The organism is Novosphingobium pentaromativorans US6-1, from assembly GCF_000767465.1.
Lineage (GTDB): Bacteria > Pseudomonadota > Alphaproteobacteria > Sphingomonadales > Sphingomonadaceae > Novosphingobium > Novosphingobium pentaromativorans.
In genome coordinates this window covers 1,887,099-1,908,618 of record NZ_CP009291.1, presented here as the reverse complement: position 1 = coordinate 1,908,618, position 21,520 = coordinate 1,887,099, and the positions used below count along the sequence as shown (strand labels likewise).

Annotated in this window: 23 protein-coding genes; 11 read left to right on the top strand and 12 right to left on the bottom strand. The window is 65.4% G+C overall.

Going from position 1 to position 21,520, the window contains the following annotated elements; genetic code table 11:
• The first annotated feature begins 3 nt into the window (after positions 1-3).
• The 5 genes from JI59_RS08820 (at position 4) to tatC (ending at position 3,153) form a co-directional block, all read left to right on the top strand.
• Positions 4-819, top strand: a complete 816-nt coding sequence (locus tag JI59_RS08820; RefSeq protein WP_007013106.1) for a segregation and condensation protein A — start codon at positions 4-6, stop codon at positions 817-819.
• 11 nt (positions 820-830) lie between these two features.
• On the top strand, positions 831-1,508 hold the full coding sequence (gene scpB, locus JI59_RS08815) for an SMC-Scp complex subunit ScpB (RefSeq protein ID WP_052117961.1): 678 nt from the start codon (positions 831-833) through the stop codon (positions 1,506-1,508).
• 97 nt (positions 1,509-1,605) lie between these two features.
• Positions 1,606-1,845 carry a twin-arginine translocase TatA/TatE family subunit gene (locus JI59_RS08810; protein WP_007013108.1) on the top strand — a complete coding sequence of 80 codons (240 nt, stop codon included), beginning with the start codon at positions 1,606-1,608 and terminating at the stop codon, positions 1,843-1,845.
• A gap of 25 nt (positions 1,846-1,870) precedes the next feature.
• Positions 1,871-2,320, top strand: coding sequence for a Sec-independent protein translocase protein TatB (gene tatB, locus JI59_RS08805; RefSeq protein WP_007013109.1), 450 nt, complete (start codon positions 1,871-1,873; stop codon positions 2,318-2,320).
• An 11-nt stretch (positions 2,321-2,331) separates the two neighbouring features.
• Positions 2,332-3,153 (top strand): twin-arginine translocase subunit TatC, encoded by an 822-nt coding sequence (tatC, locus tag JI59_RS08800; RefSeq protein WP_007013110.1) that lies wholly within the window; start codon positions 2,332-2,334, stop codon positions 3,151-3,153.
• A 93-nt stretch (positions 3,154-3,246) separates the two neighbouring features.
• On the opposite strand, the gene JI59_RS08795 is transcribed toward tatC, so the two are convergent.
• The gene (locus tag JI59_RS08795; RefSeq protein ID WP_007013111.1) at positions 3,247-4,953 is read right to left on the bottom strand and encodes an amidohydrolase; all 1,707 of its coding nucleotides are present in this window, start codon (positions 4,951-4,953) and stop codon (positions 3,247-3,249) included.
• A complete protein-coding gene (locus JI59_RS08790) occupies positions 4,950-5,846 on the bottom strand; it encodes an NAD(P)-dependent oxidoreductase (RefSeq protein ID WP_007013112.1) in 897 nt (298 codons plus the stop codon). Before JI59_RS08790 ends, JI59_RS08795 begins: the two co-directional genes overlap by 4 nt.
• A 99-nt stretch (positions 5,847-5,945) precedes the next feature.
• Between JI59_RS08790 and JI59_RS08785 the strand changes: the two genes are divergently transcribed.
• The 3 genes from JI59_RS08785 to JI59_RS08775 all read left to right on the top strand — a co-directional run bounded on the left by JI59_RS08785 (position 5,946) and on the right by JI59_RS08775 (position 9,136).
• The gene (locus JI59_RS08785) at positions 5,946-7,199 is read left to right on the top strand and encodes a threonine ammonia-lyase (protein ID WP_007013113.1); all 1,254 of its coding nucleotides are present in this window, start codon (positions 5,946-5,948) and stop codon (positions 7,197-7,199) included.
• Between the two features lie 96 nt (positions 7,200-7,295).
• Positions 7,296-8,081, top strand: a complete 786-nt coding sequence (locus JI59_RS08780) for an SDR family NAD(P)-dependent oxidoreductase (protein ID WP_007013114.1) — start codon at positions 7,296-7,298, stop codon at positions 8,079-8,081.
• Positions 8,082-8,296: 215 nt separating this feature from the next.
• A complete protein-coding gene (locus JI59_RS08775; RefSeq protein ID WP_013831955.1) occupies positions 8,297-9,136 on the top strand; it encodes an arginyltransferase in 840 nt (279 codons plus the stop codon).
• A 24-nt stretch (positions 9,137-9,160) separates the two neighbouring features.
• On the opposite strand, the gene JI59_RS08770 is transcribed toward JI59_RS08775, so the two are convergent.
• The 8 genes from JI59_RS08770 to JI59_RS08735 form a co-directional block, all read right to left on the bottom strand.
• Positions 9,161-9,745, bottom strand: a complete 585-nt coding sequence (locus JI59_RS08770; protein ID WP_007013116.1) for a lysozyme — start codon at positions 9,743-9,745, stop codon at positions 9,161-9,163.
• A gap of 144 nt (positions 9,746-9,889) precedes the next feature.
• Complete coding sequence (locus JI59_RS08765; RefSeq protein ID WP_007013117.1) at positions 9,890-10,456, bottom strand: fasciclin domain-containing protein; 567 nt, start codon at positions 10,454-10,456, stop codon at positions 9,890-9,892.
• Between the two features lie 17 nt (positions 10,457-10,473).
• On the bottom strand, positions 10,474-11,625 hold the full coding sequence (locus tag JI59_RS08760; RefSeq protein WP_238532519.1) for a hypothetical protein: 1,152 nt from the start codon (positions 11,623-11,625) through the stop codon (positions 10,474-10,476).
• 238 nt (positions 11,626-11,863) lie between these two features.
• Positions 11,864-13,273 (bottom strand): type I glutamate--ammonia ligase, encoded by a 1,410-nt coding sequence (gene glnA, locus JI59_RS08755; protein ID WP_007013119.1) that lies wholly within the window; start codon positions 13,271-13,273, stop codon positions 11,864-11,866.
• Positions 13,274-13,411: 138 nt separating this feature from the next.
• A complete protein-coding gene (locus JI59_RS08750; RefSeq protein ID WP_007013120.1) occupies positions 13,412-13,750 on the bottom strand; it encodes a P-II family nitrogen regulator in 339 nt (112 codons plus the stop codon).
• Between the two features lie 415 nt (positions 13,751-14,165).
• Positions 14,166-15,089, bottom strand: a complete 924-nt coding sequence (gene argC / locus JI59_RS08745; RefSeq protein ID WP_007013121.1) for an N-acetyl-gamma-glutamyl-phosphate reductase — start codon at positions 15,087-15,089, stop codon at positions 14,166-14,168.
• Positions 15,086-15,451: an SH3 domain-containing protein gene (locus JI59_RS08740; protein ID WP_007013122.1), complete on the bottom strand. Its 366-nt coding sequence runs from the start codon at positions 15,449-15,451 to the stop codon at positions 15,086-15,088. Before JI59_RS08740 ends, argC begins: the two co-directional genes overlap by 4 nt.
• 64 nt (positions 15,452-15,515) lie before the next feature.
• Positions 15,516-16,901: a leucyl aminopeptidase family protein gene (locus tag JI59_RS08735; RefSeq protein WP_007013123.1), complete on the bottom strand. Its 1,386-nt coding sequence runs from the start codon at positions 16,899-16,901 to the stop codon at positions 15,516-15,518.
• Between the two features lie 66 nt (positions 16,902-16,967).
• Here JI59_RS08735 and JI59_RS08730 point away from each other — a divergent pair, with 66 nt between their 5' ends.
• The 3 genes from JI59_RS08730 to JI59_RS08720 all read left to right on the top strand — a co-directional run bounded on the left by JI59_RS08730 (position 16,968) and on the right by JI59_RS08720 (position 19,621).
• On the top strand, positions 16,968-17,816 hold the full coding sequence (locus JI59_RS08730; RefSeq protein WP_232512713.1) for a DUF4163 domain-containing protein: 849 nt from the start codon (positions 16,968-16,970) through the stop codon (positions 17,814-17,816).
• 55 nt (positions 17,817-17,871) lie between these two features.
• Positions 17,872-18,702, top strand: a complete 831-nt coding sequence (map, locus tag JI59_RS08725; RefSeq protein WP_007013125.1) for a type I methionyl aminopeptidase — start codon at positions 17,872-17,874, stop codon at positions 18,700-18,702.
• A gap of 103 nt (positions 18,703-18,805) precedes the next feature.
• Entirely contained in the window at positions 18,806-19,621 is an 816-nt protein-coding gene (locus JI59_RS08720) for a glycosyl hydrolase (RefSeq protein ID WP_239000607.1), read from the top strand.
• A gap of 9 nt (positions 19,622-19,630) precedes the next feature.
• On the opposite strand, the gene JI59_RS08715 is transcribed toward JI59_RS08720, so the two are convergent.
• Both JI59_RS08715 and bioD read right to left on the bottom strand, forming a co-directional pair.
• On the bottom strand, positions 19,631-20,884 hold the full coding sequence (locus JI59_RS08715; RefSeq protein ID WP_007013127.1) for an adenosylmethionine--8-amino-7-oxononanoate transaminase: 1,254 nt from the start codon (positions 20,882-20,884) through the stop codon (positions 19,631-19,633).
• Entirely contained in the window at positions 20,881-21,516 is a 636-nt protein-coding gene (gene bioD, locus JI59_RS08710) for a dethiobiotin synthase (RefSeq protein ID WP_007013128.1), read from the bottom strand. The genes JI59_RS08715 and bioD overlap by 4 nt, the downstream gene beginning before the upstream one ends.
• Between the last annotated feature and the right edge of the window lie 4 nt (positions 21,517-21,520).

Below are 21,520 nucleotides of genomic sequence, written 5' to 3'. Positions count from 1 at the left end.
GCCATGGACCTGCCGCCGGAATCCGGTCTTTCCTTCGAAGCTGCGGACCAGGAATGGGACGGCGTGGCGGCGGCCGAGGCGCACAAGGAAGCGCTCTACCTCGAGATCGAAGGCTGGGAAGGCCCGCTCGACCTCCTGCTTGACCTTGCCCGTCGGCAGAAGGTCGACCTGCGGCGCATCTCGATCCTCGAACTGGTCGACCAGTATCTGACCTATATCGAGCAGGCCGAAGCGCTGCGGCTGGAACTGGCGGCGGACTATCTGGTGATGGCGGCCTGGCTCGCCTACCTCAAGTCGGCGCTGCTGCTGCCCAAGGACGAACAGGCCGATCCCAGCCCGGAGGAACTGGCACTGCGCCTGCAGCTGCGCCTGCAGCGGCTGGGCGCGATGCGCGAGGCGGCAGCGCGCCTCATGGGCCGCGACAGGCTGGGCCGCGACGTCTTCCCGCGCGGCGCACCCGAAGGCTTGCGGGTGGCCCGTCGCAATGCCTGGCAATGCACCTGGTTCGACCTCGTGCGCGCCTATGGCGACATCAAGATCCGCAGCGAACCGGTGGTCCACATGGTGCGCGAGCGCATGGTGATGACGCTCGAAAGTGCGATTACCCGCGTCTCCTCGATGCTGGGCGTTTCGCTCGACTGGATGGAACTGCGTGAATTCCTGCCGCCTGCGCACGATTCGTGGGCCAATCCGCAGCTGCGCAAGTCGGCGCTGGCATCCAGCTTCGTCGCTGCACTGGAACTGGCGCGCACCGGCAAGGCGGAGATCGCGCAGGACGAAACATTCGGGCCGCTAAGGCTGAAAGCGGTGAAGCCATGAATGAAGACGCGATGACCGAAGACGCACTGGAAGAGGCTGCGGCGGCCAACGAGACGGCACCCGACGATCTCGTCCGGGCGGTCGAGGCGGCGCTGTTCGCTTCCCAAGAGCCGATGACCGTCGAAGCGCTTTCCGCGCACCTGGGGCAGGCCGACATCCGTCCGGCGCTGGCCGAGCTGCAGCGCCACTACGCGGGACGCGGCATCCATCTGGTGGAGCGCGGCAAGCGTTGGCATTTCGAAACCGCGCCGGACCTTGCCCATCTCCTGCGCCGCGAAAAGGAAGAACTGCGGCGCTTGTCGCGCGCGGCGACCGAGGTGCTGGCGATCGTCGCATACCACGAGCCGGTCAGCCGCGCCGAAATCGAATCGATTCGCGGGGTGCAGACGGCCAAGGGCACATTGGACGTGCTGATGGAAGCGGGCTGGGTACGCGTGGCCGGGCGCCGCGAAGTGCCGGGCCGGCCGGTGATCTACGCCACCACGCCCGAATTCCTCGCGCATTTCGGGTTGCGTTCGCTCAAGGAGCTGCCGGGGATCGACGAGCTGCGGGCCGCAGGGCTGCTCGATCCTGTGGATGACGACATGATCGAGGCGGCGCTTTCCGGTCCCGTTCCTCAGGAGCGCGATGCGCCGGAAGAGGCGGGCGACCGGGACGGACATGGCGATGATGACGACGACGTGACCTGACCGGGTCAAATTCATGACAGGGTGGCAAGTTCCCCCGAAAATCCCTAGATGAGCCTCGTGGCGACCGGAATCGGTCGCACGGTTTGGAGTTGAAGTTATGGGTAGCTTTTCGATCTGGCACTGGCTTGTCGTGCTCGTGATCGTACTGGTTCTGTTTGGCCGCGGTCGCGTCTCTGAAATCATGGGAGACTTCGGCAAGGGCATCAAGAGCTTCAAGGAAGGCATGAACGACGAGAAGTCGGAAGATTCCTCCACCCCGCCGGCTCAGATTTCGTCGAAGCCCGCTGATCCCTCGGCCACGCCGAGCGCCAGCGAGAAGAAGACCGAGCAGTCGTAAGCCAGCGCAGAAAGCGACTTAAACGATGTTCGACATCGGCGCATCAGAACTGCTGATGGTAATCATCGTGGCGGTCGTCGTCATCGGCCCCAAGGACATGCCGATGGCGATGCGCACGGCTGGCCGATGGATCGGCAAGATGCGGAAGATCTCCGGCCACTTCCGCGCCGGCGTCGATGCGATGGTGCGCGAGGCCGAGCTGGAGGAAATGGAAAAGCAGTGGCGCGCGCAGAACGAGGCGATCATGAAGTCGACGCCGCAGCTGCCCAGTGCCGAAGAGATGCAGGCCCCGATCGCCTCGCGTCAGGGTGATGCGGGTTCCGTTGGCGAAGCGAAGTCGCCTGAAGCTGCTGCAACCGATACCCCTGCGCCGCTGAGCGGCGAACAGTCCGCTGCTCAAGATGAAGCCCCGCGAGATGCGAAAGAACAGCAAAGCCGGCAGGCCGAACTGAATCTCCCGCCGCCGCCGCCCTGATCGAACGCTCCATGGCTTTCAAGATTTCCGATATCGACGACACGCAGGCGCCGCTGCTCGATCACCTGATCGAACTGCGCCGCCGCCTGATGCGCGCCTTCGCCGCCTTCGCGGTCGCCTTCGGCGTGTGCTTCTATTTCTCGAACGACATCTTCAGCTTCCTCGTTCGCCCGCTGACCGAGGCCTTCCCGGCAGGGCAGGGCAGGCTGATCTACACCAAGCTCTACGAGGCCTTCTTTGTCGAAGTGAAGATCGCGATCTTCGCGGCCTTCTTCGTGAGCTTCCCGGTGATTGCCAACCAGATATGGGCCTTCGTTGCGCCGGGCCTCTACGCCAAGGAAAAGAAGGCCTTCCTGCCGTTCCTGATCGCGACCCCGGTGCTGTTCACGATGGGCGCGGCGATGGCGTACTACGTCGTCATGCCCACCGCCTTCCACTTTTTCCTGGGTTTCCAGGGGGACAAGGGCGGCCTTAAGCTGGAGGCGCTGCCGGGCACAGGGGATTACCTCGCGCTCGTCATGCAGTTCATCCTCGCTTTCGGGATCAGCTTCCTGATGCCGGTACTGCTGATGCTGCTGAACCGCGCCGGCATCATCACCCGCGCCCAGACCGCAGGCGCGCGTCGTTACGCCATCGTCGGCATCTTCATCGTCGCCGCCGTGGCCACGCCGCCCGACGTTATCTCGCAGCTCCTGCTGGCCATACCGCTGCTGCTTCTGTTCGAAGGCACGCTGATCGTGATGTGGTTCACCGAAAAGCGCGATGCGCGCGAAAAGGCCAAGACCGACACAGCGGAACCCGCGGGTGAGCCCGAGGCTCCTGCCAGCAACTGAGCTTCACGCGGGCCTTGGCTATGTCCGCTTACCCCGGGCCTGTCGCGAGGCGGGCGCACGAAAGCGCCGCGTGAGTGCCGCCCGATCCTCGGTTCAGCGGCCCTCGATCGGAGAGACTTCGCCTTCGCCCTTGGTCGGCAACACCCGATCCTTGGCATTGGACCAGGCGAGCTTGCCACCGATCCACGTCTCGAGAACCCTGATCTGGCGCAGCTGCTCGGGCGTCGCTTCCATCGGATCGATATCGACGAAGAGGAAGTCCGCGTCATAGCCTTTGGCGATGCGGCCAAGGCGGTCCTCGGCGAACATCGCGTAGGCCGCGCCGGTCGTGTAGGCGTTGATGGCCGCCTCGCGCGAGAGGATCTCCTGCGGCTGCCAGCCACCTGTCGGCTGACCGTCCGCGCCCTGGCGCGTAACGGCGACGGCGATCCCTTCGAAGGGGTGGGCCGGTTCGACAGGGGTGTCCGATCCGAAGGCCAGCGGCGCGCCCGTGGCGGCGATCGACTTCCACGCATAGGCGCCGGACAGCCGTCTGGGTCCCAGCCGCGCTTCGGCCATCGTCCGGTCCGAGGCTTCGTGCTGCGGCTGCATCGAGGCGACGATGCCGTGTTCGCCGAAGCGCGCGATATCCGCGGGGTCGACGATCTGGGCATGTTCGATGCGCCAGCGGCGGTCGCCCTTGTAGGTCTGCGATAGTTCGTCGATGGAATTGAGCACCGCGGCATTGGCGGCATCGCCGATGGCGTGGACGGCCACCTGGAAGTTGTCTATCGCCGCCCGGCTCATCAGGTTGCCCAACTGGGTTTCGCTGATCTGGGGCAGGCCCTTCGTTTCGGGCGCGTCGGCATAAGGCGCCTTTAGCCATGCCCCGCGCGAGCCGAGCGCGCCGTCGAGGTAGAGCTTCACCCCGTTCATCTTCAGCCGGTCGCCATAGAGCCACGGTGTCGGGCGGGGGCCGCCGATCAGCGTCATGTTGTCGATGCCTGCGGCATAGGCGACGATGCGGATGCGCAAATGGCCGAGGTCGGCGGCGCGGCGATAGGCCTGCCAGTCCTCGATCGTCGTGCCCATGTCGGCAATTGCGGTCACGCCCGAGGCGAGCAGCGCCAGTTGCGCTTCGCCCAGCGCGGTATCGCGGTCTTCGGGGCGGGGACGCGGTACCCTGGCCTCAACCAGTGCGGTGGCGGCATCGACCAGCACGCCGGCCGGGGCCTTGCTGCCCACCTTGCGCAGGATCTGGCCGCCAGCCGGATCGGTGGTGGCGGCGGTGATACCGGCAGAAGCCAGCGCGGCGCTGTTGGCCCAGCCGGCATGACCGTCGACGCGGGTAAGCCACGCGGGCTTGCCGCCGGTCACGCTGTCGAGCTCGGCCGCGGTCGGCATCCGGTCGATGCCCCAGTTGACCTGGTTCCAGCCACTGCCGAGGATCCAGGGCGTTTCGGGATGGGCGGCGGCCCATGCCGCGATCCGGGACAGCGCCTCGTCCAGCGATTTCGTCGCGGAGAGGTCGAGCGTCATCTTCGCAAAGCCGGTCTGCATGACATGGCCATGTGCATCGATCATGCCGGGCACGACCACGCGGTGCTTGCCGTCGACCTGGTACTGGACTTTCCTGGGGCGCTTGTCGCCGTGGCGGTAGACCTCGATCACGCGGCCGTCTTCGCCGATCAGGAAGCCCTCGAAGCGCTCTATCCCGCCCTTGCCGTCCGGCGTCAGGCCCTCGACATTGTCGACAAGCACGTCCGCATGGGCGGGCGTGACGATCAGCAGCGCGAGCGCTGCCGCGGCGAAATGCTTCACTTGCGGCCTTTCCTCGGCAGTCGCTTGATGATCGCGCTGGTGTCGAGGCGGCCGCCGCCCATGGCCTGGATCTCGGCGAAGAACTGGTCGATGAGGGCGGCCACCGGCAGCGAGACGCCAAGGCCACGCCCTTCGTCGAGGCTGAGGCCGAGATCCTTGCGCATCCAGTCGATCGCGAAGCCGAAGTCGAAGCGGTCCTCGTCCATCGACTGCCAGCGGTTGTCCATCTGCCACGACTGCGCGGCGCCGCCGGAAATCGCCTCGTAGACCTTGTCCATGTCGAGGTGCGAGGCCTGCGCGAAGCGCACCGCCTCGGCCAGCGCGGCGACATTGCCTGCGATGCAGATCTGGTTGGCCATCTTGGCGATCTGGCCCGAGCCGGCCTTGCCGACGTGGACGATGCGCTGCGAATAGGCTTCCATCACCGGACGCGCGGCTTCCACCGCTTCGTTGCGTCCGCCGCACATCAATGTGAGCGTGCCTTTTTCCGCGCCGATCTGCGAACCGGTCATCGGCGCGTCGATGCAATGGACCTGCAGGTCGCGCGCCTCCACCGAGATCTGGCGGGCGATGCGCGCCGATACGGTCGTGTGGTCGATGAAGACGCCGCCCTTCTTGAGCATCTTGAAGACGCCGTTGGGGCCGAGCACGACTTCGGCGAGGTCGTCGTCGTTGCCCACGCATGTGATCACCACGTCGGCGTCCTGCGCCGCGTGCGCCGGGTTCGCGGCGATGCGATGGGCGAGTCCGGGATTGTCCTCCACCCATTTCTGCGCGCGTTCGGGCGAACGGTTGTAGATGGTGAGCTCATGGCCCGCCTTGGCGATGTGCCGCGCGATAGCGCCGCCCATCACGCCGAGGCCGAGGAAGGAAACCTTGCGTCGTTCGGTCATGGGGATGTCTTCTAGCGAGGGTCTGTGACGCTATCAATCTAAGCCGGGCCTAAGCCCACGCTTTCAATTTGCCCCGGTTTCCTTTACCCGCGCCACCCTATGGACCAGCAAACGCTCAAGACCGCCCCGGGGACCGATGGTGCCCTGCTGACTGCCGACGACGTTCGTGCGGCGGCGGCGCGAATTTCGGGCAAGGTCGTGCGCACGCCGACGCAGCACTCCAATACGCTGAGTGCGATCACCGGTGCCGACGTCTGGCTCAAGTTCGAAAACCTGCAGTTCACCGCCGCCTACAAGGAGCGCGGAGCGCTCAATGCCCTGCTGCTGCTTTCGGAAGAACAGAAACAGCGCGGTGTCATCGCCGCTTCGGCGGGCAATCACGCGCAGGGGCTTTCCTACCATGGCACCCGGCTGGGCGTGCCGGTAACCATCGTCATGCCCAACACCACTCCGCTGGTGAAGGTGATGCAGACCGAAAGCGTGGGCGGCAAGGTCGTGCTCGAAGGCGAAAGTTTCGACGAAGCCTATGCCCATGCGCGCAAGATGGAGGCCGAACTCGGCCTTACCTTCATCCATCCCTTCGACGATCCGCACGTCGCGGCCGGGCAGGGGACTGTCGCGCTCGAAATGCTCGAGGACGTGCCCGAAATCGATACGCTGGTGCTGCCGATCGGCGGCGGCGGCCTGGCATCGGGCATGGGCACGGTGGCGCGCGCCATCAAGCCGGGCATCGGCCTGATCGGCGTCGAGGCGCAGCTCTACCCCTCGATGTACAACCTGCTCAAGGGCACCAACCTGCCTGTCGGCGGCGATACGCTGGCCGAGGGCATCGCGGTGTTCGAGCCGGGCAAGTTCACTTCCAAGGTGCTGCGCGGCCTGCTCGACGAGTTCCTGCTGGTCAGCGAATCGCGCATCGAAAGCTCGCTGGCGCTCCTGCTGCAGATCGAAAAGACCCTGGTGGAGGGCGCGGGAGCGACCGGCCTGGGCGCAGTCATGGCCAACCGCGAGCTGTTTGCCGGCAAGAAGGTCGGCATCGTGCTGTCGGGCGGCAATATCGACACGCGCCTGCTTGCCAACGTGCTGCTGCGCGACCTTGCCCGCTCGGGCCGGCTCGCGCGCCTGAAGATCGGCCTGCAGGACCGTGCCGGTGCGCTCTACAAGGTCGCCAAGGTGTTCCACGAGCACAATGTGAACATCGTCGAGGTGCTGCATCACCGCATTTTCACCAACCTGCCTGCCAAGGGACTGCTGACCGAGATCGAGTGCGAGGCGCGCGACCGCGAGCAGCTCGAGACGCTCGTCTCCGCCCTGCGTTCGGCGGGGTATGAAGTGCGCCAGGTCGAGACCGACTGACGAACTGCCCTGGTCCGGCTTCGTCCGGATAGGCTGCACGAGGCTGAAACTGGCCGGCCCTTGAAACCCGGACGCGTTGCCGCGCGTTGCTGGGGCATGGCACTCGATTATCTCGACTTCACCGGCGATTGCGTGGTCGTGACCGGCGGCAGCTCGGGGATCGGCAAGTCCTGCGCGATGGCGCTGGCCGGACGCGGGCTGGCGGTCGCGATCACGCACTTTCATGCACCGGAGGAGGCTGACGAAGTCATCGGCCGGATCCACGCCAACGGCGGGAGGGCTATCGCCTGCGATACCGATGTCGGTGACGAGCAAGACGTCGAGGTACTTTTCGCAGCTGCCGAATCCGCCTTCGGTCCGGTCCGCCTGCTGGTGAACAGTGCAGGCCGCAACATGAGCGGGACGGCGGTGCAGGACATGACGCTGGAGCATTTCGATGCCGTCATGCGTGCCGACCTCTATGGTCCGTTCCTGAGCTGTCGCCGTTTCGTCCGCGGCCTCGAGGGGCAGGGCGGGGGCCGGATCGTCAATGTCTCATCCATTCACGAATCGGCGCCGCGGGCCGGAGCCGTCGACTACGACAGCGCCAAGGGCGGGCTGGCCCAGTTGACCGCGACGCTCGCGCTGGAGCTGGCGCCGCGCGCAATCGCGGTCAACGGCGTGGCGCCGGGCATGATCCTGACGCCGATGAACCAGGCCGCGCTGGACGATCCGCAGGTGCGGGCGCGCAAGGCCGACGCGATTCCCTGGGGCCGGGCGGGTCGTCCGGAGGAAGTCGCCGAGCTTGTCGGCTACCTGCTTTCCGACCGAGCCGATTATATTACCGGGGCTACGGTCAGGATTGACGGGGGACTTTCGCTCAAGGTGGCGCAAGATGCCTGATCGGGAATGGACCAGTCATGGAAGTGCTAAGGTTCTGATTCACTTACGCCCCGAACCGGGACAAGTTGATATCGCAAGGGGTACTCCGGGGCGAAACCTCCGGTTCGAGGGCAGTTTTGTAGTTAAAAGACTTTCAACTAACTGCCCGCGCATGCATATTCGCTCTGCAACTGAAAGGCCTATGGTCGCAAACAAGTAAAGGAAGAGGCGCCTCCGTGACGGCTCCCGTTCGATTTCCGAGGTTCTTTGTAACGAGCCCTGCGCCGTGCCCCTATCTGCCTGGGCGGAGCGAACGCAAGGTGTTCACGGAACTCAAGGGGCCACACGCGGACTCCCTGAACGATGCGCTCAGCCGGATCGGTTTCCGCCGCAGCCAGACCGTCGCCTATCGCCCGTCCTGCCTTGACTGCAATGCCTGCGTCTCGGTGCGTGTCGTCGCCAGCGAGTTCACGCCATCGGGAACCCAGAAGCGCATGATGAAGCGCAACGGAGACCTGATCGCCACCGTATGTCGTCCCTGGTCGACCGGTGAGCAATTCCAGCTCCTGCAGAAGTACCTTAGCGCGCGCCATCCCGAAGGCGGGATGACCTCGATGGACGAGGTGGACTTCGCCGACATGGTCGAGCACACGCCAGTCACCAGCTTCGTCATCGAATATCGCGAACCCTCGGCCGATGGCGTGACTCCGGGCCGCCTTGTCGGCGCATGCCTTACAGATCGTCAGTGCGACGGCTTGTCGATGATCTACAGCTTCTACGATCCGGAGCATGAATCGCGGGCAGGGCTGGGCAACTATATCATCCTCGACCATATCCATAAGGCGCAGGAAATGGGCCTGCCCTACGTCTACCTCGGCTACTGGGTCGAAGGCTCGCCGCGCATGCAGTACAAGGTGCGTTACCGGCCGATGGAACGCCTTGGCCGTTCCGGCTGGGAGCGCTTTTCGCCCGAAGAGCAGGACAAGCTGATCGCTGCCGTCGTCAAGAACCCGGACGGACACGGCAAGGCCGGTGCCGGTGGGCGCAAGGACGGCGTACCCTCCATCGCCAACTGACGATCCGGCGCGACACGCATTCGGTCAGGCGCGGTAGAGCGCTGCTTCTTCCGCGCGTCGATTCTTGAGGCCGGATAGCGGCTTGCCGTCGTTGTAGATCCACTTCGCAAATTCCAGAGCCGCCTCGGCAAAGCGCCTCTCGCGGTGCAGGCGGGTGAGCGTGGCCTTGCGGATGGCGCCCGTGTTGTAGTGGAACGAGACGAGGGCATCGAACTGCCCCTGCGTCGTCGCCACATCGCCTACCGCATCGCGGACCTCGTTGACGTAGCGCGCGATGTCCCTGTCGAAGCGGGCGTCGCATTGCGCCTGCGTCCAGATCAGACCCTTGCCTATGTCCGCTCCGGTTGAACCCCAACCGATCGTCCAGGGCTCACCCGTGGCACTGCCGGGATCGGGATAGGCTTCGAAGCGGCCGTCCGACCGGCGCCTGGCACAGCCTTCCCACTTGCGGATCAGGGCGCGACCTGCCTCGCCGAGGGCAAGATCGGCAGGGACGGGGCTGTCGTTGTCGGCGCGGTCGATGGCTGCGTCGAGCAGCGCAATGTCGGATGGCCGGAAGCCGCGGCCGAGCAATTGGCGCACGACATCGAAAATCGGTTTGCGATTCATCTGGAAGGGACCTCCCCGGTTCGGTGCGGAAAGGCGATCCAAGTAAACCGCAAGCGGGTCTGTAGGAAAATGGTTTTTGGAACCCCGGCAGGCAAAGGCCCGCCGCAGCGAAGTGAAGCGGGCCTTCGTGACAGGTGCAGGGGATCAGATCTTCTTGAGGATCCCGGTCAGCGGTATGGCGATGCTGGAGCCGCCGGCAAGCGCTTCGCCGTCGAACGTCGCTTCCGATCCGTCCGGCGCGGAGACCGAGATCGCATCGCCCTTGCGGGTGAAGATCAGCTCTTCCCCGCTCACCGTGGGCATCGAGACTTCGCCATCCTTGCTGGCGTCGATCGCCGCGGAAATGTCCTGCGGGGTCAGGTAGCCGGGGATCAGGTGATCCTTGAGCAAGGCCGCAAGCGCTGCATGGTCTGCGCTGCCCGTCAGCTCCTTGGCCGAATCGCCCAGGGCCGCAAAGGCGGCATCCTCGGGCGCAAGCAGCGTATAGCTGCCCTTTCCTTCAAAAATGCCGCTGATGCCGGTTTCCTTGATGGCTTCCGCCACAGTCTGCAGGCCATCCGCATCGTCGAGCAGGGCAGGCAGCGATTCGGTTTCGGGCGTGGCAAGCTCGGCGGCTCCGGTGCCGGTGTCCTCCGGCGTTCCGCCCGAGCAGGCGGCGGTGGCAAGGCTGGCGCCGCCAAGCAGCGCAATGGCGAGGTGTTTGATCCGCATCCTGGTTTCCCTCCCGATCAGACAAGCAGTTCGATGGCGGCCTGCACGAGCCGCGTGGTGGGATCGATCTGATAGACGTAGCCGTCGCTATAGCGATACATTGCCTCCGGCCCGTCGTAGTACTGGTCGCGATAGTCGTAAGGCACGTTGTAGACATCGTAGCCCATCGGCATCGGCTGGCCGATCCGGATGTCGTTGCCGGTCAGCAGCGCTGCAACCGAGCGGATCGAGGACGTATCCGGATCGACGCGGTAGATCGTGTCGTCGTAGTAGCGATAGCCGCTGGCGGGGCCGAGATCGTAGTAGCTGTCGTAGTATGACGGCAGCGTCACCGGCTGATAGGCGGAGGGCCAGGTCTGGCCGATACCCAGCGCGCCGCCGAGCAGCGGAATGTAGCTCAGGATGCTGTCGCCAGCGCCCAGGCGCAGCATGTAGCCGTCGGCATAGCGGTAGCGATAGGACCGGTCGTAGTCGCTGAAGTACCAGGCCGGATCGACCCAGCTGACGTCGCGCGGTCTGGCGAGGCCGGGAGGGGTGCAACCGTTGTATTTCTTGGCGAGGCCCGGCGGGCAACCGTCGTAGGCATGGCGACGCTCGAGCGAGGCCCAGTCGAAAATGCGGCGATCGGTGATCACGTGGACCCGGTCGTTGGTGGGAACGATGAATTTCTTGCCGCCATGACCCTTGTAGCTGACGCGTTTGACGTCCTTGCGCTGTGGCGGACGCGGGCCGGCAGCAACGGCCTTGGCGCCCTTGTTGCCGGGATGGTTGTCGTCGGCCTTCCTGTCGACTTTGCGCTCGGCCATGTGCTGGGCCCCGTTCCCGGCCTGCTGGTGCTTTTCCGCCTTGGCCGGGGCGTCGTGGACCGGCGAGCGCATGGTCGGATGCGAAGCCTGCATTGCCGCTCTGTCCTGCTTTGCCTGGACATGGGCATTACCGCCAGATTGCGGCTTGTCGGGCTTGTTGTCGGGCCTTGATGCGGGCGGCCCCTTGTGGTCATTCTGCGGCCCCTTGGCATTGCCCTGCACGGTTTCCCTGCCGCCGCCCTGGGCCTTGCCGTGGCCGCTACCGTGATCGCTGCCGTGGTCGTTGCCGCCGGGCGCGGCGGAAGCGGCCCCGGCGATCAGGGCCAGGCTTGCCACGCTGCCGATGAAGATCCTTTGCATCATTTGCATCTCCTTGGGTTGGCAGTTGCAACGCGGATCGGCGACAGTTCGTTCCTTGGGGACTCTTCGCCGCCTCGGGCGAGCGACGGGGTGGACCGGCTGCGATTAATCGGCGCTGACTGCGGTGTGCATTTGCCACCACAAGGGGGCAGCAGGAGCGCGCAAACGGAAAAGGGCGCCTGGATTGCTCCAGGCGCCCCACTCGGCGAACCGATTGTCCCTTCCGGAAAAGGGAGCGAAATCAGGCGCTGTAGTACATGTCGAACTCGACGGCCGACGGCGTGGTTTCCCAGCGCAGAACTTCCGGCCACTTCAGTTCGAGGTAAGCTTCGATCTGGTCGGCAGTGAACACGCCGCCCTCGATGAGGAACTCGTGGTCAGCGGCCAGGGCCTCGAGAGCTTCACGCAGCGAACCGCAGACGGTCGGCACTTCGGCGAGTTCGGCCGGCGGCAGATCGTAGAGGTTCTTGTCCATGGCGTCGCCCGGATGGATCTTGTTCTTGATGCCATCGAGGCCGGCCATGAGCAGCGCGGCGTAGCACAGGTAGGGGTTGGCCATCGCGTCGGGGAAACGGAATTCCACGCGCTTCGCCTTGTCGCCCGCACCGTAGGGGATGCGGCACGAGGCCGAGCGGTTGCGCGCCGAGTAGGCGAGCAGGACCGGGGCTTCGTAGCCCGGCACCAGGCGCTTGTAGCTGTTGGTGGTCGGGTTGGTGAAGGCGTTGAGGGCCTTGGCGTGCTTGATGACGCCGCCGATGAAGTACAGGCAGGTATCCGACAGGCCGGCATAGCCGTTGCCGGCGAAGGTGTTCTTGCCTTCGTTCCAGACCGAGATGTGCGTGTGCATGCCCGATCCGTTGTCCTTCATGATCGGCTTGGGCATGAACGTGGCGGTCTTGCCATAGGCCTGAGCGACCATGTGCACGACGTACTTGTAGATCTGCATGCGGTCGGCGGTGGTGACCAGCGTGCCGAAGGTCAGGCCGAGTTCGTGCTGCGCGGCGGCCACTTCGTGGTGGTGCTTGTCGCAGGGCAGGCCCATTTCGATCATGGTCGAGACCATCTCGGCGCGGATGTCGACAGCCGAGTCGACCGGAGCGACCGGGAAGTAGCCACCCTTGGCGCGCGGACGGTGGGCAAGGTTGCCGGTGTCGTACGACTTGTCCGAGTTGCCGGGCAGTTCGATGTCGTCGAGCTTGAAGCCGTTGCCGTCGTAGCCGTCATAGAACTTCACGTCGTCGAACATGAAGAATTCGGCTTCGGGGCCGACATAGACGGTGTCGCCGAAACCGGCAGCCTTGACGAAGGCTTCGGCGCGCTTGGCGGTCGAGCGCGGGTCACGTCCGTAGAGGTCGCCGGTCGAAGGCTCGACGATGTCGCAGAACAGGATCAGCATCGGGGTGGCCGAGAACGGATCGACATAGACGGCGTCGAGGTCGGGCTTGAGGATCATGTCCGACTCGTTGATGGCCTTCCAGCCCTCGATCGACGAACCGTCGAACATGAGGCCGTCTTCCAGTTCGTCCTCACCAAGAACCGAGGACACCATCGTCAGGTGCTGCCACTTGCCCTTGGGGTCGGTGAAGCGGAGGTCAACCCACTCGATTTCCTCGTCCTTGATTTGCTTGAGGACGTCCTTTGCACTTGCCATTTGCGTTGTTCTCCAGTCTTGCCCTGCCGCCGCGCGGCAGGGGATCAGGGGTTATTGGCACTCCAGGAATTTTACCGGCCCCCCGTGCCGGATTGTTCCCCAGTCCGGCTCAAGCCGGAATTTGAGATGGCCCTCGGATCAGAGGGCGTCGTCGTCCCGCTCGCCGGTACGGATGCGCACCGCAGTCTCGACCGGGATGACGAAGATCTTGCCGTCGCCGATGCGCCCGGTCTGTGCGGCTTCGGCAATCGCCTCGACCACGCGGTCCGCCAGGGCGTCGGCAACAACGACCTCGAGTTTCACCTTGGGCAGAAAGTCCACGACATACTCGGCACCACGATAAAGCTCGGTATGCCCCTTCTGACGCCCGAAGCCCTTGGCTTCGGTGACGGTGATGCCCGAAACGCCCACTTCGTGAAGCGCTTCCTTCACTTCATCGAGCTTGAACGGCTTGATGATGGCTTCGATCTTTTTCACGCCTGTCTAGACCCCTGCACTTGATCCCGGATTTCCGAAGAGGTTTTCCGGTCCGGGAACCAGATGCCTCGCGCGCGACTCCCATCAAGAATCGTGCCAATACGGTTGCCCACTAGGTAGGGCATGTGTGCAGTCGCGAAAAGACCGGAATCGCTCGATTTACCCTATCGAATAGGGTGTTTCGGCAATGTTCGACAGACGCAGTGCACAACATCTGTTCAATATTCAGGCAAGCCGTGCCTCAAAATTGTGCAGTGCGCCCAAGAAGGCGTCGACACGAGGCGCGGTGGGTTGGATTCGGAAACCGGGTAAGGCAACGGGCAGCCGGTAGGGCTTGCCGGTCGTTCCCACCCCGGGAGCACTGTTTGGCGGGGCAATCGGCGCTGCAACGGCACCGGTGCGCAAGCCCGGCTCGTCAGAGACGCAGTCCTGCTGTTTCCGGCAGGCCGGCCATGATGTTGAGGTTCTGGACCGCGGCGCCGCTGGCGCCCTTACCCAGATTGTCGAGCATGGCGACGAGGCGGGCCTGGCTGCCGTCGGCAGAGCCGAAGACGCGCAGGGTCAACGTGTCGACCGGCTGCATCGAGGCGCGCAGCAGCAGTTCACCTGGTTCGTCGTCGACGACCGAGACGATTGGGCTGCCTGTATAAGTCTCGCTTAACTTTCCGCGCAGGGCCTCGGGCGAGCCGGCGTTCTTCATGGCGCCGAGGTGCAGCGGCACTTCGACGACCATGCCGCGATGCGCAGCGATGACGGCGGGCGCGAAGATCGGCGGGATCGAAAGGCCAGCATGAACCGTCATTTCGGGCACGTGCTTGTGGCCCATGGTCAGGCCATAGGCGCGAAATGCGATGTCGCGGTCTTCCTCGAATCGGCCGATCAGCGCCTTGCCGCCGCCCGAGTAACCGGAAACGGCGTGGCACACATAGGGCCAGTCGGCCGGCAGCAGCCCCGCGGCCACGAGCGGCGCGACGAGGGCGAGGAAGCCGGTGGGATAGCAGCCCGGATTGCTGACGCGCATGGCCGATGCAATCGCATCGCGGCCGACCAGCTCGGGAAAGCCGTAAGTCCAGCCATCGGCGGTGCGGTAGGCGGTCGATGCGTCGATCACCCGGGTCCGGTCGTTGCGGATCATCCCCACGGCTTCGCGGGCGGCGTCGTCGGGCAGGCACAGCACGACGAAATCCGCGTCGTTCAGCGCTTCGGCGCGCGCTGAGGCGTCCTTGCGGCGTTCGTCGTCGAGAACGATGAGGTCGAACTCGCTGCGGCTGCCGAGCCGCTCTGCAATTTCAAGCCCGGTGGTGCCGGCGGCGCCGTCGATGAAGACCGTCGCGCTCACTGCCCGATCACCTCAATCCCGGAAAGCGCGACGTAGCCGACCTGGCCTTCCTCGCCGAGCTGGCCCCAGGCCCAGTTGCCGGCGATATCCAGCACGTTGAAGGTTTCGCCCGCGGGCAGTTCGCGGATCGCGTCCGCATCCTCGCGCCCGGCGCTGCGCAGGACGGCGCCCGGAAGCACCTTGTGCGGCATCGGCACCGAGTAGTGCGGCACGAAGTAGAGACCGGCGAGCTTGATGTGCGCCAGGTCTCCGCGAACCGGAAGGCAGCCGGGATCCGCGGTCACGCTCGGCCCGGTCATGGCAAGAATGCCGTCGATCCGGGGGGGACGGGTATGGGAATCCTGGATGGCCAACGCGGTCATGTCTCCAAAGTCAAAGATGGGCGCGCTTAGCTGGGGCATGGCCAAGAAGCAAGGTTTCGGCGAGTCATTTGCCGTAGCGCTGTCTTAGCATATTCCAGCTCGCCCGCAGACCCAAAGCGTCTCCCCCTTTCGGACGACCCGGCTTGGCCGAGGGGCGCCAGGCGAAAGTGTCCAAGTGGGCCCAGTCGACGCCCTTGGGCACGAAACGGTCGAGGAACAGCGCCGCGGTGCAGGCGCCGGCAAAGCCGCCCGTGCCTGCATTGTTGATGTCGGCCACGTCGGACTTGAGCATTTCGCGGTAGCCTTCGTGCAGCGGCAGGCGCCAGCACGGATCGTCGCTGGCGAGGCCGCCGTCGAGCAGGGCCTGCGCGGTTGCATCCTCGCGCGCAAACAGTGCGGGCAGGTCGGGGCCGAGCGCGACCCGGGCCGCGCCGGTGAGAGTCGCGAAGTCGATGATCAGCTCCGGCTCCTTCTCGCCGGCCCGGGCAAGGGCATCGCCGAGGATCAGGCGGCCTTCGGCATCGGTATTGCCGATCTCCACCGAGATGCCTGCGCGGCTGCGCAGGACGTCGCCCGGGCGGAAGGAGTTGGCTGAAACCGCGTTTTCGACGGCGGGGACCAGCAGGTGCAGGCGCACCGGCAGCTTCGCGTCCATGATCAGCCGCGCCAGTGCCAGGGCATGTGCCGCGCCGCCCATGTCCTTCTTCATCAGCAGCATGCCCGAGGACGGCTTGATGTCGAGCCCGCCCGAATCGAAGCAGACGCCCTTGCCGACGATGGCGATCCTGGGATGCCTGGGATCGCCCCATTCCAGCTCGATCATGCGCGGGGCGTGGCTGCGCCCGGCGGCGCGGCCCACGGCATGGACCATCGGGAACTCGCGCTCGAGCATGTCGGTGCGGGTCACGTGGATCTCGGCGCGATAGGCCTTGGCAAGGCTCTCGGCCTCTGCCTCGAGCTGGCCGGGGCCCATGTCCTCGGCCGGGGTATTGACGAGGTCGCGGACCAGTTCGACGGCCTCGGCCTCGGCGGTGATCGCGTCGATCTTGCCCGCCTCGGCGGTCAGCAGTACGCGGGGGCCTTCTTCGGAAGGATCGGAGCGATAACGGTCGAAGCTGTACTGCCCGGTGATCCAGCCGAACATGGCGCGGCCCGGTTCGGCGCCATGGCAGCGATAGGTGCCGGCGGGCAGGGCATCGGCGAGCTTGGCCAGGCACCAGCTCGACAGTTCCCCGGTCCGGGCAACGCTTGCCACCACGATCCAGCCGTCGCCATCGGGGACGATCGCGTGTTCGCCTGCATCGGCGGAGAACTTGTGCGCTTCGAGCGCAGCGCGCTGGGCAGCGGTGCGTTCCTTGAGGAAGGCGTCCAGTCCGTCCTTGTCGACGAGGTGGATGGCCACGGCCTTCTGGCCCCGGTCCGGCTGAATCAATGGGTTCTTGTCGCTCATATAGAGTTTCTCTAGCGTTGGCTCAGGCCTGAGTGCGAGAGGAAAATTATGCGAATTGGCGGATTGGTGTTGGCAAGCGTTCTCCTGGCAGGTGGCTGTTCGGGCAAGCAGGCCGATGCCCCCGAGGATCAGCCTTCGCTTTCAGCCTCGAGCGAGGCCAGTGCCGGTCCTGCGGGAGCGGGCATGGCCTCGCAAGGGGCGGCCAGCGACGGGGCTTCGCAGGTTGCGCAAGCTGCCGCGCCCATGGGCCGCAAGGAAGAAGCCTCGAACGATCTTTACGAATTCGCCTACGAGTACCCGGACCAGGCCGGCGCAATCCCCGGGCTGCGCGCAAGGCTCGATGCCAAGTTGGACGAAACCCGCAAGGCGCTCATCTCCGAATCGCGCGATGACCGGCGCGAGGCGAAGAAGAACGACTTTCCCTATCACGCGCATAGCAGCCAGACCTCGTGGAAGGTGGTGACCGACTTGCCGGGCTGGCTGTCGCTGTCCTCCGAGTTCTACGTCTTTTCCGGCGGTGCCCATGGCATGAGCGGTTTCGATTCGCTGCTTTGGGACAAGCAGGCCGACGCGGCCCGCAAGCCCGAGGCCCTGTTCACCAGCGAATCGGCGCTGCGCTCGGCAATCCGCAGGCCTTTCTGCAATGCGCTCGACAAGGAGCGTGAGAAGCGGCGCGGGGTGCCGGTACGCCGCGGCAGTGACGACATGTTCAGCGATTGTATCGATCCGCTCGAAAGTACGGTCATTCTCGGCTCGTCGAACGGCAAGACTTTCGATCGCCTCGGAATCCTCGTCGGTCCCTACGCGGCCGGGCCCTATGCCGAAGGCACATACGAGATCACCCTGCCGGTCACTCCGGCCGTGCTCGACACGGTGAAGCCCGCCTACAAGGACAGCTTCTCGAGCGGCGGCTGATCTTCGCGCTTGCGAGCATCTCGCATTTGGCGAGCAAGATCGCTATGTGGGGGCCATGAGCGAATACCAGATTGTCGAACCCGGAAGTGAAACCGTCCTGCGCGACGGCACCATCAAGCTGCACGGACCCGAGGCTTTCGAGGGCATGCGCAAGGCCGGACGCCTTGCCGCAGCGATCCTCGATGAAGTGGCCTCGATGGTGGAGCCGGGCGTCACTACGGCTGAAATCGACGACAAGGTTCGCGAACTGACGCTCGATGGCGGCGCCGTTCCGGCAACGCTGGGCTATCGCGGCTATGCGCATTCGTGCTGCATCTCGATCAACCATGTCGTGTGCCACGGCATTCCTTCGGAAAAGACGCTGAAGGAAGGCGATATCCTCAACATCGACGTGACCCCGCTGCTCGACGGCTGGCACGGCGATTCCAGCCGCATGTATTTCGCGGGCGAGCCCTCGCTGAAGGCGCGCAAGCTGGTGGAGGTGACTTACGAGTGCCTGATGATCGGCATCGAGCAGGCCAAGCCGGGCAACCGCGTGGGTGACATCGGCGCGGCCATCCAGGCCCATGCCGAAGCGCATCGCTACGGCGTCGTGCGCGAATTCTGCGGCCATGGCCTCGGCCGCCTGTTCCACGATGCGCCCGAAGTGGTCCACGCCGGTCGCGCCGGCACGGGGCCGATGCTGAAGCCGGGCATGTTCATGACCATCGAGCCGATGATCAACCTCGGCAAGCCGCCGGTGAAGCTTCTCAACGACGGCTGGACCGCGGTCACGCGCGACAAGTCGCTTTCGGCCCAGTTCGAACACTCGATCGGCATTACCGAGGACGGCTGCGAGATCTTCACGCTCAGCCCGGCAGGCCAGCACAAGCCGCCTTACGCCTGATCGCAGCGATGGCGGGGACGCAAGGCCCCGCCGCAACCGCGCACCTCCCCCGCGCGTTGAAGCCCTTGCCATGGCCCGCGCCGCTATCCCCGCAATTCGCCTGTTGCCCTTACTCGCGGTGGCCCTCAGCCTGTCTGTGCCGGGCGGGGCCCATGCGGGGCGATGCCCGGTCGACCATGCCGGGAAACTCGGGATCGGCGCTTGGCCCCTTGAGGGCGATAGCTCACTGGAAGCAGATCTGGAGCGGCTCCACGGGGGGTGGTTCCATACCTGGCAGGCCCGGACGGATCTTCGCGATCCCGGCTTCGTGCCGATGATCCGGTCTGGCCGCGATCTGCCGCAAGTCTTCGCCGCGCCTTCGCCGGTCCTGCTGACTTTCAATGAACCGGACGAAGCGAAGCAGGCGAACATGAGCGTCGAACTGGCGCTGGCCTACTGGCCGACGCTGATGGCGACCGGAAAGCGCCTCGGTTCACCGGCGACGCGTACGGGCAACGAAGTGGGCCCAAGCAGCTGGCTTGGCCGCTTCATGGCAGGGGCAGCGGAGCGCGGCTACCGCGTCGATTTCATCGCCGTCCATTATTACACGCAGTCGCCGGACATCGACGCTTTCCGCGGCTACCTCGAGCGGGTCCACGAGGCTTACGGCCGTCCCGTCTGGGTCACCGAATGGGCGCTGGCGGACTGGTCGCGGCCGGGCCGCTTTTCCTTTGCCGAGCAGGCAGCGTTCTTCCGCCGCGCCTCGGCGATGCTCGATGACTTGCCCTATGTCGAGCGGCACGCATGGTTCGGTCTCTACGAAGGGCTCGACGGCTGGAAGCTGCATTCCGGGCTGGTCGCAGGGGGCAGGCTTACCGAAGTGGGCAAGGCCTTCGTCGATCTTGCCGCATGTGACCAGGCGCCGGTCGAGCCGGAATAGCCCTGCCGCTCAGAAGCTGATCACGGCTTCGCCGATGGCATTCCACACATCGGCCAGCTGATCCTCGCCGATGCAGTAGGGCGGCATGACATAGACCGTGTTGCCCAGGGGACGCAGCAGGATGCCGCGCTCGCGGAAGAAGGCCATGAGGTCGGGCGCCAAAGTGTCGAGATAGCCGCCTTCGCCCGACGTCTTGAGGTCGAGCGCGGCAATCGTTCCGCATTGGCGGGCATTGTCGAAGTGGCAGAAGCTGCCGAGTTTATCGAGCCACTGCGCCTGTCGCTTGGCGAGAACGGCGATCCGCTCGCGCACCGGCTCCTCGCGCCAGATCTCGAGGTTCGCGCGGGCTGCCGCGCAGGCGAGCGGGTTGGCGGTGTAGCTGGACGAGTGGAAGAACATCTTCGCGCGGTCGGTCGACCAGTGCGCCTCGAAGATCGCCTCGTTCGCCATCGTGACCGCAAGCGGCACCGCGCCGCCGGTCAGTCCCTTGGAGAGGCACAGGATGTCGGGCGAAACGCCGGCCTGTTCGCACGCGAGCAGGGTGCCGGTGCGGCCCCAGCCGGTCATCACTTCGTCGGCAATGAACAGGACGTCGTGCTGCGTGCAGATCTCCTGCATCCGCGCCAGCGTTTCCGGCGCGTAGAACAGCATCCCGCCTGCGCCGAGCACCAGCGGCTCGACGATGAATGCCGCCGCATCGCCCTTGCGGCAGATCGCCTCCAGCGCATCGAGTGCGGCCTGTTCCGCCCCCGCGGCGGGGAAGGGCATGGTTGCGACGTCGAACAGCAGCGGCTCATAGGCCTGGTTGAACACGCCGCGCGCACCGACCGACATCGCGCCGATGGTATCGCCGTGGTAGCTGTGCTCCATCACGACGATGCGGTGCCGCGCCTCGCCGCGCGCATGCCAGTAGCCCAGCGCCATCTTCAGCGCGACTTCGACGGCGGTCGATCCCGAATCGGAGAAGAACACCCGAGTCAGGTTCTGCGGCATGATTTCGCGCAGGCCCGCGGCGACGGCTTCTGCGGGTTCGTGGGTCCAGCCCGCGAAGATCATCTGGTCGAGCTTGCCAGCCTGTTCGGCGATGGCGGCCATGATCTTCGGATTGCAGTGCCCGTGCGTCGTTACCCACCACGAGGAGATCGCATCGATGTAGGATTTGCCGTCCGCGGTGTGGAGCACGGCGCCCTCGGCGCGTTCGACCAGCGGGATCGGTTCGCGCAGGCCGTGCTGCGTGAAGGGGTGCCAGACAGATGACGTCACCGGGTGAAATCCTCCAGTCGAAAATGTTCGGCAAAGGCCGTGCGCAGGGTTTCGGGCGTCAGCGGATCGAGCCGCGGCAGGCGGCCCAGACGGCGGACCTTGCCCATCTCGCAGATCGTCGCCTCGCTGTCTTCCACCGCATCGCCGACGAAGGCGACGCCGAGAATGTCGATGCCGCGCGCGCGCAGCGCCTCGATCGACAGCAGCGAATGGTTGATCGTGCCCAGCACGGTGCGCGCGACGAGGACGACCGGACATCGCCATTGCGCGAACTGGTCGGCGTAAGTCATCTGGCGGGTCAGGGGCACCAGAGCGCCGCCGGCTCCTTCGATCACCAGTGGGCCGTCCACTTGCGGAAGGGCGAGCCGATCCGGGTCGATGACGACCCCGTCGATCTCGGCAGCGAGGTGGGGTGAGCAGGGTGTCGAGAGCCGATAGGCGTCGGGCAGCACACGCTCGGGCGCGATCCCGGCGAGACGGGCCACACGGTCGCGGTCGCCGCCGTCGGCCTCCAGTCCGGCCTGCACGGGCTTCCAGTAGCAAGCGCCGAGCGCGCCGGTCAGGGCGGCGGCAAAGACGGTCTTGCCGATTTCGGTGTCGGTGCCGGTGACGATGATGGGGGTGTTTGGCATTGCG